The 12,153-nt window shown below is 40.1% G+C and carries 6 protein-coding genes; all 6 read left to right on the forward strand.

The genetic code is table 11. The features are described 5' to 3' along the window. The first annotated feature begins 284 nt into the window (after positions 1 to 284). The 6 genes from ACFQV5_RS01520 (at position 285) to ACFQV5_RS01545 (ending at position 11,793) form a co-directional block, all read left to right on the forward strand. Positions 285 to 2,501, forward strand: a complete 2,217-nt coding sequence (locus tag ACFQV5_RS01520; protein ID WP_379242904.1) for an MrcB family domain-containing protein — start codon at positions 285 to 287, stop codon at positions 2,499 to 2,501. After that, a complete protein-coding gene (locus ACFQV5_RS01525) occupies positions 2,473 to 4,884 on the forward strand; it encodes a DUF2357 domain-containing protein (protein WP_379242906.1) in 2,412 nt (803 codons plus the stop codon). Before ACFQV5_RS01520 ends, ACFQV5_RS01525 begins: the two co-directional genes overlap by 29 nt. A gap of 301 nt (positions 4,885 to 5,185) precedes the next feature. Then, positions 5,186 to 6,562 (forward strand): Wadjet anti-phage system protein JetA family protein, encoded by a 1,377-nt coding sequence (locus ACFQV5_RS01530; protein ID WP_379242908.1) that lies wholly within the window; start codon positions 5,186 to 5,188, stop codon positions 6,560 to 6,562. Continuing rightward, positions 6,559 to 7,203 (forward strand): DUF4194 domain-containing protein, encoded by a 645-nt coding sequence (locus tag ACFQV5_RS01535; protein WP_379242910.1) that lies wholly within the window; start codon positions 6,559 to 6,561, stop codon positions 7,201 to 7,203. Before ACFQV5_RS01530 ends, ACFQV5_RS01535 begins: the two co-directional genes overlap by 4 nt. After that, positions 7,200 to 10,562 (forward strand): ATP-binding protein, encoded by a 3,363-nt coding sequence (locus tag ACFQV5_RS01540; protein ID WP_379242912.1) that lies wholly within the window; start codon positions 7,200 to 7,202, stop codon positions 10,560 to 10,562. The genes ACFQV5_RS01535 and ACFQV5_RS01540 overlap by 4 nt, the downstream gene beginning before the upstream one ends. Position 10,563: 1 nt before the next feature. After that, positions 10,564 to 11,793, forward strand: coding sequence for a Wadjet anti-phage system protein JetD domain-containing protein (locus ACFQV5_RS01545; protein ID WP_379242914.1), 1,230 nt, complete (start codon positions 10,564 to 10,566; stop codon positions 11,791 to 11,793). The last annotated feature ends 360 nt before the right edge of the window (positions 11,794 to 12,153 follow it).

Here is a 12,153-nt window from a genome sequence, read left to right on the forward strand (position 1 = left end):
ATAAAGTCGAATAACCCACTTCATAAGTGGGTTATTAATTATTCCATTAATTATACTTGATTATTTATCTACAGATGATGTGTCAAAAAAGCCGGATTTGGTCCTGATTGTATCGGTGAAATTTCAGCTGACATCCTTTTTTCTAAAGTACAGACCGACCTTCGTGACGGAAGTTCTGCTCTTGGTTAACATCCACCTCCATTCCAGCTGTAAAAGATGATATTATATAATCATCTTAAGTAGGCATTTTAACCTACAACGTTACATAACCCTGGAGGTCCCAATTGCTACCAGAACAACTATCATCCATCTTTCGTGTGAAACAGAAATCTTACAAAATGATTCTGATTCTATCATTAATCCAATACTATGAACAAACTAAGTCTCTATCTTTCCCGCTCAGCACAATCGCTGAGCGGTTTTTGGCATACTTTCAAGAGAATAGCGCCGAGGGGAAGAAAGTAGACTTACCGCCTGGGAAGGCAAGTCAATGGAGTGATATTACCTTATCCCAATCGATGTCCTTGCTTAAGACACCGTTAGAAGCATTGTCCTCTATCCTAGAAATAGATGATTCCAAGCAAGTAATCACTTTCCACCCGGATGTAGCTGATCAACTTGATGATTCGGTTATTCAAGAGTTAAAACAATATGCTCTCAGCGAATTGCAAAGTTATAACGATAAATTGACCACACACGTATTCTCGCTTCATCATGCATTAACTGAAATTATGGATAGTTACACATCTGCAAGAAACCAGGCCTTTGCAGGTCACCCGCTAGGAACGCTATTTAGACAAAGTATCCCTGAGCAGATTAAATCTCTTTCCTTTATCGGTCCAAACTATAAAATCCAAGGCTCTGTTGGCCAAGGAAACTGGGCTAACATCCCTTGGATCGCGGTAATGGATAAGCGGATTACGGATACGACGCAGCATGGCGAATATATCGTCTATTTATTCTCAGAGGATATGGAGTCGGTCTACCTGACATTGGCTCAAGGTGTTACAGCACCTAAGGATGAACTAGGCAAGAAAGAAGGCTACCAATACCTTGAGGATAAAGCCAATGAGATGCGTAAACTCCTTCCACTGGAGGGTATGCAGAAGGACGATGGCATCCACCTTACTTCTAAAAACGGTTTAGGACGCGATTACCAAGTCTCTACTGTGGCATATATCCGCTATGATCGTGGAGCGATTCCAGATGATGCTCAATTACAGGCCGATCTAGAGAATGTGGTTACCAACTATAAAATGTATGTCGAGCATGTTTTGCAAAACAAGAAAGCTGATAATAAATCGTCATCGGTAGACGGGAAGGAGAGCCCATCCTTGAGTACACTCACGGTATCCGAACAAGTTAAGCAAATCAAAACCCACATCACCCACCAAGGCTTCCACTATCCGGGCGGCCTGATCGAGAACCTATACCTTTCCCTCAAGACCAAACCTTTTGTTATTCTGGCAGGGGTATCGGGCACAGGTAAAACCAAGCTTGTGAAACTGTTTGCTGAAGCGGTAGGTGCGACAAAAGATAATGGACAGTTTGCACTCATTCCCGTTCGGCCGGATTGGAGCGATCCTTCCGATTTGCTGGGATATAAAGACTTGTCTGGTGTATTCCGTTCGGGGCGTTTAGCTGAGGTGCTGGTGGATGCTTCAAAACCGGAGAATCAGCATAAGCCGTATTTTATCTGCTTAGATGAAATGAACCTGGCGCGGGTTGAGTACTATTTTAGCGATATCCTTAGTGTGATTGAAACCCAAGAGTGGAAGCAGGACCGCATTGTCACTTCGGCATTAATCCATAGAGAGTCCTTGCTGCCTGAGGATCAGTCGCTGTATGGAGGCTTGGCTATACCAGATAATGTGTACCTGATTGGTACAGTCAACATGGACGAAACGACACATCCTTTCAGCAAAAAGGTACTAGATCGTGCCAACACGATTGAGTTTAACTATATCGATCTTCAGCAATACCCGATGACAACGTCTCGGGAGGAAGAGACGCTTCTTCCTGTGCATAATTCATTCCTAAGAAATGAGTATTTACAGCTCGTTGATGTGTATTCGGAGTACACGGAACTGGTTCAGTCTACCACGGAGAAGCTCGTAAAGATTAATCATATATTAGAAGAGATCCATTCCCATGTGGGATTCCGGATTCGCGATTCGATCTGCTTTTACATGATATATAATGAACGGTTTGGACTTCTCTCTAAGGAGGAGGCCTTTGATCTCCAGCTTCTACAAAAGATTTTACCGCGTGTCCAAGGTAGCAGCTTATCGGTAAAACGGGTTCTTTTGAAACTTCTGCAGGGTACGTTAGGTGAAAAGTTACCTATAAATAATCTTTTGGATGATGCCTCAGAAGTTTATCTGAAGTGGAATGAGAACCAAGAGGAGAAGAAGGCGAAGCATCCTCAAAGCGCTCGGAAAATTGCTTTTATGCTGCGGAGGTTAGAAGAAGATGGATTCACCTCATACTGGCTCTCTTAATCAAAGCGTGGAGCTGCTGCGGATCGAGACGAATCTGTTTAACCTTTACATTCAGGGCAAGCCCTATCATCCTACGGTAGAAACAATGCAGCTGCATCGTCAGGAGGACGGAGAGTGGATTGATACTAGCCTTCAGGTTCAGTCTCTTTCAAGCGAGCTGCATGTTGAGCGAATCTCGATGTTCACACCTGAAATGGGGGACCTAACTCCTTGGATGGTAGGAGAGAGAAGTCGGCCTTTGTTTTTTGAAACGCAATCCTATGAACTTGTGGTGGAGAAAAAGCATCCGATTGCTCTAACATTCCATCATGAGAATGCTAGCGTAAGGCAGACCATTAAGCCGCTTGGTCAAAGTATTCTATCCGGGATCTTGAACTTCCAGAATGAAGTAGGGTTATCTGAGTTGGAGCTCCGGCTAGGTGGACAGGCTATTTTTCAATTGCAGCTTGAAGTCTTCCCTTCCAAAATGGATTACAAAAAAGATTATCAAATGATCCTGGACGATGTGAATCGGCAGATCTATAACTTGTCCTTTGATTTTTTTCGGAAAACCTATCATCTAACTGGATTAAAAGAAACGAAGCACCAAAGCTTGACGGAGTTTTTTGCGATTTTGCAACATGTGTTTGAGCAGCTGGTTCGTGCGGTGGAACGGATCGATCATTCGCCACATTATAAGCTGGAAAAGGAAATGCGGAAGGTCGAGGCTGCCAGAGTTAAAAAGGCTGGTAAAGAAAATATTTCGTATCTGAGCAAGCACCCGCATGTGCTTCGCCATGATGATAAACTTGGCTTCATTCCCGTGAACGGCCAAACCTTGTATCCCAGTCATGCGCTGGAAACAAAGCGGCGGATTGAGTATGACACGATGGAAAATCGTTTTGTACGATGGGTACTAGAGCGAATATCAAGCAAATTGAAGATGTTGCAAACAAGGTTGTCCAAGGCAACCCGAATGCAGGATCCTCTTCTTCTGGATAAGATCAGTTCGATGCAGAACCAGATCAGACGGCTGCTAAGGCTTGATTTTTTGAATGTAAGTGGAATGAAGCAGTTCTCCGTTTCTTTAGTGCTGCAGATGGCACCCGGGTACCGTGAGGTGTACCGCAACTACTTGATGCTGATGAAGGGGCTGGCGATCCAAAGCGATTTGTTCCGCCTCTCGATGAAAGACTTAGCACAGCTGTATGAGTATTGGTGTTTCCTGAAGATCCATGATCTGCTTAGCCAGAAGTATGAGCTTTTGAAACAGGATATTATCAGGGTGCAGCGTACCGGAATTTTTGTGACTCTGGACAAGTCTGCACAAGGCAAAATGGTGTACCGGAACCCGAACAACGGAGAGGTATTTACGCTATTTTACAATGCGCTTCCCAAAGGTGACCGGAGTGTGACGCTTGGGCAGAGACCGGACAATGTGCTGACACTGAAAAAGAACGATGCTGCCGTGGAGTACAAGTATATTTTTGATGCCAAGTACCGTCTGAACCCAGCCTACGAAGGAACCTATTATTATGATAAATATAAGCAGCCGGGCCCGGAGGAAGATGATATTAACACGATGCATCGGTACCGGGACGCGATTGTGTATGCCGATGGGCAAGGACAGGAATATGAACGGAGTATGTTTGGTGCTTATGTGCTCTTTCCGTATCATGATGAAGAGAAGTTCCGAGAGCACCGTTTTTATAAAAGCATAGAGCTTGTGAATGTAGGGGCTTTTCCATTCCTACCTAACTCCACGGATCTGATGGAAGCCTTTCTGGATGAGATCATTATGGACAGTCCGGAAAAAGCCTATGAACGCTCTACTCGCCCAAGAGGTACGAAGAGTTACTATCAGAACAAAATGGCTGGGAAAAATGTTTTGGTCGGTTCGTTACGCGAGCCTTCCCAGTTGGATCAGGCGTTGTCGCTGGGCTTTTATCATATGCCGCTTGAAAATGTATCGGAGCACAAGGTGTTAACCCAGATCGAATATATTGCCCTATATCAGTCGAAAGGCAAATTTGCTCCTACCGGAGAGACCGGCATTCACTGGTATGGTCGGGTGGTCGATTGGAAGGTACTTCGCCGTAAGGAGATTACCGAACGTCCTGCGAGAAGAGGTTCGGAGGAGAAGCTGTATGTGAAATTTACGATCGAGCAGTGGCTAAAGCGGGATAAACCGATCGTTCCGGGCGGTCGTGGAATTTACACAGCCTTGTATACGTCCAAGTATATTTTTGACCGTGCTGCAGAGATTGCGGAGTTGAAGCTAGAGACGGAAGAGGATCTGGTGAAGTGGCGTGAACAAAGACGTGCAGGTAGCGTGAAAGTAGAGCTGGATCATGAGCAGGTGGATTTGGCGAAGCGAGTGTTGGGGATTCATGGGATAGAATAAGGGTAGAAATGCTTGGCCTGGTTTGAGAGGAACTGCACGCGGAGGGAAATAACAAACACTATTGGAATTCTATTCTGTTTGTTTTTAATAAGCGGTAAGCGCATAAAAGAGGAAAGCGACAATACGTGCGCTTTCCTCTTTTATGTTGGTGCATGTAAATGTCAAAATGCACGACTCCTCCTCCCTCCTAATAAAAGGAAATCGCGATCAATCTGTCGAAATGATTAATTTGTTGATTTGACTCGAAATTTGTTTGTTGAAAAGAGACAATAAGGATTTTAAATTGCGAGGAGTTGGTCTGGTGCCTCTATTTGATACTATCCCTGATTCATTCTTTTCCCTACTATCCTCAAAACATCGTCATATTTATTTGAGAGCCTTATTTGTTGTTCTTGAATGTTTCCAACGTGAAATCACCGTACGCAAAGATGATTTGGTATCTCTGCTAATATCTTCTCTTGAGGAGCAGATATATTATTATAACGGCGAAGAAAATGAGTTGCTAGAGACAAATATTTCTGAACGAGCTCATGCCCTTTTACGAAAATTCCGGGAAACTGGGTGGCTAGAAACGGAGCAAACATTTAATTCTTTTGATGAATACTTTATTATCCCTGATTATTCTTTAAAGATTATTACTGTGCTAAAAGATATTAATGATGATCAGCAAAAGGATTACGATTCGATCGTCTCATCTACTTATTTCACATTAAGAGGTGTTGAGCAAGAGAAAGGGGAGTATGCGTATGATGCTCTAGTTCAAACTCACCGGATGACGCTCGAACTTCGCGATAACTTAATTCGGCTATTGAATAATATGCGCCGATACCATCTCATGGTCCAAGATATTTCCGAAGCCAGCGGCATTCTTCAGCAACATTTTGATAAATATCAAGAAGCTGTCAATGAGAGGATCTACCACCCACTCAAGACATTTGATAGTGTGGACCGTTTTAAGGTCAGCATTACCCGCATTTTGCGCTCTTGGATGATAGATGATCCATTCATTGAAACAATGTCTTCTCGATCAAGAAATTTGAATAAGGCTTCTGCTCAAGAAGAGATATTACATCAAATCAATGAGATTATTGATATCTATACGATTGTATTGCCGCGGTTGGTTGCTGAAATTGATCGTAAGCACAATGCGTATATACGGGCTACAGTACAACGATTTCAGTACTTAACGAACAGGGATCGCGATTTTAAAGGTCGCTTAGTCTCACTATTAAATCAATCTAGAAATTCGAAATCCATGGAATTTGTAAATGAACTTCAAAATTTACCTTTCTTTCGAACGGAATTTATTAGCGAAGAATCGTTATTTAAAAGGCAAAAACGGAGACAACCACATGAACCCGACGATATGAATGATGCAGCTGTAGATGAATCTCTTATGAAACAGGAGATTAATGAGTTGAAAGAAAAAGCGAAGAGGGCAATTACGCGCAAGAAAGTGGTTCAATTTATCGAGCAACTGCTTGAAACTAAAAGTGAACAATTCAGCAGTGAACTGGCAATAAACGACATAGATGATTTCCTAAGCACAATTATTTCCGTCATTATTAGTGACGAGAAAGATATCCCTTTTGACATTGAATTTCTTGAGGGCGATGTTCTCATTAATGGATACCGAATTCCAAATATGTTATACAAAAAGGTGGGTGGGTCCCATTGAAGTTTTTAGATACATATACGGGGTTTAGCGAACCGGAAAAAGAACAGTTCGCTAAAGTTGTTAATGCCCTCTTGTCTCACACATTTGTGGTGAGAGACAGTATTAATCCCAAAACTTACTCAATATCAACTAATCGTGACTTCCATTTCATTACCCGCTATCAAGATGAAATACGAGAATACCTATTATTGTCTGGTTGGAAACTAGAAATCGATGATATTTATGGTTTCTGTTCAGTTTCCAACATTATTGGGAGTCAAAGAAAAACCTTGGATAAACTAGAGACCGTGATGCTATACGTTCTTCGTCTGATCTATGAAGAAGAACGTGAAAAACTACAATTAAGCTATCATGTGACAACATCACTAGGTGAACTAAAGGGGAAGATTGAATTATTCCGTCTATATGAAAAAAGCCCCAAAAAAACCCACTTGTCTGAAGCACTTCAAACTCTCAAGTACTATCGGATTATCGAACGGATGGATGGGAACGACATGAGCGAGGACTCTCGCATATTAATCTTACCCACTATTTTGCAACTCATAAATAATGAGAAGCTTCGGAATTTAGAATCGCTGACATCAGATTCAATTGCTGCAGAAGATTTATCTGAAGGAGAAGAGATGGGGGAAGCGCAATGAAACTCTTAAATCGGGTTTACATTAGAAATTGGCACCATATTATCAACCAAACTATCCCTTTTTCTATGCTGAATTTTTTAACTGGTAAAAATGCGGCGGGAAAAACAACATTTATTGATGCGTTGCAGTTTATATTAATTGGTGATAAAAGAGGTAGTTATTTTAATAAGGCTGCAAATGAGAAGGCAAACCGCTCATTAAAAGGTTATCTCTATGAACTTACTGGTTTTAATGACAACACTTCCAGTTATGTATATAAACGTGAAGGAAAGACTTTTAGCACGTATTTAATGGCCGAATTTCATGACACAAAGAATGATTCATATTTTACAATTGGGGCAGTTTTTGATTGTTACAAAGATCTAGATTATGACATGAGATACGTCGTGTATGAAGATAAATTACCTGATCATGCTTTTACCGAGAACAGTAAACTCATGAATCTGGATAAGCTAAAGTCGTTCTTTCAGCAGAATTACCCTGGACAGACTTGGGAAATAGTCGAGTCTCCCGAACGTTACCAACAATTGATGAAAAAATTATTCGGTCCAGTTAAATCTAATTTTACGGAACTTTTACGTAAGGCTGTGCCTTTTTCACCAATTATGAATATCAAGGAGTTCATCACGAATTTTGTCTGTAATTCACAGGAAAATATAGATATCGAACATCTGCGAGATAATATTCGACATTATAAGATGTTGGAACGCCAAATGTTTCAAATCAAGAAGCAGATAGAGCAACTGGAGCAAATCGAGGAGGAATTTCAAAAATATCAAGGCTACATCGATGAAGAACACCTGCATAAGTATTACTTAGACCGGGTAGAGGTAGATAAAAAAATAGAATCCATTGAACGCAATCTATTGGCTATTCGTGACAACAAGGAAGCGATTCAGATTGAGGAAAATCATAAAAGAGAGCTATATGACCAAATTGCTTTGAAAAGGCAAGAATTATTGAGTTTAATTGAAACAAATGCATCGATCGAGAGTGCGTGGAATAATCTAAACCAGCGGTTTACGATTGCGAAAAAGGAACTAACCGACTCTGAATCTGCTAGAAAAAAAGTAGAAAATGCGATTGGTCTACCACTTAGAAAGTGGAACGCAGTGATTTCTGAAATACGTTCTTCTAGTTCAGAATTTTCTACTTTATCCGAATTAGAGAGAACGTTTCATCTTTTTTCTTATAATTATGAAAAAGACCCTTTCGCTTTCAACTATAAAGAAATAAATTCACTTAACAATGTGATTAAAAGCTTTTTATCAGAGATTAGACAAGAAGTCGCATCCCAGGCCAACCAACTTGAAACATTAAAACAACAATTTCAAACTATTGAGAGTAAATTAAATTCATTACGAAACGGAGTCAAAGAATACCCAGATCTGGGTGTGTCTGTTTTGCGAAATGAAATCATAGCGAGACTGAGTGAGAAATATCAAGAACAGGTGCAAGTATCCGTTTTTTGTGAGCTATTAAAGATTAAAGATCCCGTCTGGATAAATGCGATTGAAGGGTACCTGAACACTCAAAAATTTTATTTGATTGTAGATCCGAAGTATTTTAAAGATGCATTGAATATCTATGATGAAATCAAACATGAGAAAAAACTTTATAATATTGGTCTTGTTGATGTCAAAAGGATTATGGCAGCCTGCCCGCGTGTGATTAAGGGTAGTTTAGCCGAAGAAATCAATACTGATGATCCATTTGCAAGAGCTTATGTAGATTTTTTATTAGGCCAAGTTATGAAGGCTACTCATGTCAATGAATTCGAAAAATATGATCGTGCTATTACTCCAGGGTGTATGTTGTATCAAGGGTATGTAGCCCGGCAAATTCATCCAAATACATATAAAACTCCGTATATTGGACGGGATTCCATATTGGTGCAAATCCAACAATGCGAAGAGGATCTAGATGCATTACAAATTGAGCTGGATCGGTGTAATGAAAAATTAAGAGTTTATCGAGTTTGGTCCAACCGTGAACCGTGGAGCACCTCTGAATTATCGATTTTGTTTAGTAGCGACTCAACGATGGGTTATCTTCAGTTGGCTATGCTGTTTGAAGAACGTCAACATGAAGTTGATACGGCGCAAAGTGAACTTTTACGTTTTGATCAAAAAGAACTCCACAATTATCACGATGAAAAAAAACAGTTAGAAGCTAGTGTCCGGGAAATGGAAGCTCTCTATTCTGATACCGACAAGAAAATTGGCGGACTAATTCATGATTCAAAAACACTTGCTCAGAAACACATTGATTATGAAAGTGCTGAAGTAGAATCCAGAAAATTGATTGAATCATCCTACCCATTACCGTGGCGAACTGAACTTGGTGAATCGGCATATAGCGAAATAATTAAGAAATACGGGAGCTTAAATAAAGTGATAGCTACAATTACTCCACTTATAGAGAAAATCAGGGTGAACAAGAAAGAAGGGTTTGATGAAGTCGTTCAGTTACGAGATCGATATGGATCGGAGAATAAAGGATGTTCATTAAAGTATACCGACTTAACAAATGATGCCTGGCTCAATGAGCTAAACCAACTCCGAGATACTGCTCTTTCTAACTATGAAGAAAAAATTAATCTAGCGAAGCACAGAGCACAGGTACAGTTCCAAGAGGACTTTATTAGTAAGCTACGGGCGAATATCGAAAATGTCCGAGATGAGATAAACGATCTTAATCATTCCATTGCTAATTCCCCATTCGGTAGAAATCGATATGTATTCGATATGCGACCTAACCCTCAGTATATTGAGTTCTACAAGATGATCATGGATGATCTCTTGGTCCAAGGTTTTACGCTTTTCTCTTTTGAATTTATGGAAAAGCACTCTGAAGCTGTTGACTCTCTGTTTAAGCAGATTCTTGATACGGGAGAGGATTACTCACGTGAACATTTGAAGAAATTAGAAGAGAATCTGGCGAAGTTTGTTGACTATAAGACCTATTTAGATTTCGATTTAATCGAACTTGGAGAAAACGATTCTTCATCCCGATTGTCTAAAGACTTATCCACTAAATCCGGAGGAGAAACACAAACACCATTTTATATCGCAGTTCTTGCGTCTTTTATGCAAACGTATCGAGTTAAGGTCAGTGCACATAACAATACACCACGGCTTGTTATCTTTGACGAGGGATTTAGTAAAATGGACCATCAGCGTATTCAAGAAAGTTTGAAACTCATTCGAAGTATGGGGCTCCAGCTGATTATCTCAGCGCCAACTGAGAAAATTGCAGATATCGCACCATTAGTAGATCGCAACCTGATAGCCGTCAGAGTAGGCGAGCAATCTGTGATTAAATCATTTGATCCGGCAGAGATTTTGGAAGGTGCTTAATATGAACTACGCTACAAAAATCCTAAATGAATTAATAGATAAATATAATAACAGTTCCCATCGCAAGGGTAGTGCAAAGATTAATCGGAGAATTAAATACGACTTTACAGAATCCAATTTTCCTGAATACTTCCACGATGGACTCCGGAATCAAAGAGATGTCATCAACCATGATATGATTACAGCAGCTGGAATGAACTTTATTTCTATCGAATGGCTCTACGTGAATCAAATCATCAAAAAAGTTTATTTGAACATTGATTATTCTGATCAGGTGTGCGAATGGTTGGGGCGACCGAAGATGAATACAATTATCGAAGAAAGAATCATTTGGTTTGAACAGCTGGAATCCAAGCTGGAAGGGACTTGGATGCAATTGTTTGCTCAAGATTGTTTAACAAAGCTGTATAATCAAGACCTGCCTAGTGTTGCTCAAGAATTATCACTGCTCAACTTACTTGAAAAGGCTTTAGTTGGATTAAAAGATAAAGGTGAGGAAACCTTACCTGAAAGGCTATTTAGCAAAAAATATTTGGGTGATAGCAAAATTTTTGAGCAGCAATTACGTAATCGAATTATATCCTTATATAAGAAATATAGCGGTCAAATCTTTGATTGGGAAATTGATGTGCATGTCCTCGAAGAATTAGGGATCGAAACATCCAATGAAGAGCCTCAGGTTACGGGGAATTTGGTATATGAACTAAATGGGATCCGAATCGATTTAAGTCCCTTTCAATTTGGAATTGGCTTGAATAAGCAAATGATTCGTACAGGGCAAATCTTAGAAGTGAAAGCTGATCAATTACTCATTATCGAAAATAAAGCTGTCTATTTGGAGTATATCAAAAAACACAAAAAGACTAATGAGGTGGTTGTCTATGTTGGAGGATTCCCAGGAGCATATAAGAGAAGATTGCTGATGCAGATTTACAACGCAGCCACTCATAACCGATCTGATTTCGTATCATTCTTTTGGGGTGATATTGATCTCGGGGGGTTCAATATTTATACCCATATTCGCGAAAGAGTCATACCTAATTTGCAAACATATAATATGGACAAGGATACTTTCATTAGATATAAATTGTACGCTGAACCTATTGATATCACATATAGATCTAAGTTATCTCGTATGCTGGGAGATCCACGCTATGAACTTTTTCAAACAGTCCTAGAAGCTATGCTCGAAGAAGACTTACGTTTAGAACAAGAAGCGCAGCTGCTTTAATTTATAATCTCCCATGTTAGTCCTCTGATGTGTTGCAAACAAGGGCTAACCAGTTAATAAATGGTGATGCTACAGAATGGGTCTTTTAGTATTATATTTATACCGAAAGTGTACGTAATCGAAGAATAATAGTTGGGTTCTGTGGCAAAATAGTGAAAGCAGAGGAAATAGCAAAGAGGGGCCAATAGCCCCTCTTTTTCGTTGTCTAATTTAATTTAATAAAGGACGATCTCAATGATTTTCTCCTCGCTTCAAGCTCCTCAGTACGAACTCTTCTGAGAATTAGCTTGGGCTATTCCATTTACACATTCTATTGTAAAATTAGGATTATAGTACTAGATAAATATGAACGAACCCGAT

This window comes from Paenibacillus sp. GCM10028914, from assembly GCF_042666275.1.
Classification (GTDB): Bacteria; Bacillota; Bacilli; order Paenibacillales; family Paenibacillaceae; genus Paenibacillus_AQ.

Excerpts from the sequence above, each read along its gene's own strand:
- ACFQV5_RS01525 (WP_379242906.1), top strand. The coding sequence starts at position 2,473 with ATGGATTCACCTCATACTGGCTCTCTTAATCAAAGCGTGGAGCTGCTG.
- ACFQV5_RS01540 (WP_379242912.1), top strand. The coding sequence starts at position 7,200 with ATGAAACTCTTAAATCGGGTTTACATTAGAAATTGGCACCATATTATC.
- ACFQV5_RS01545 (WP_379242914.1), top strand. The coding sequence starts at position 10,564 with ATGAACTACGCTACAAAAATCCTAAATGAATTAATAGATAAATATAAT.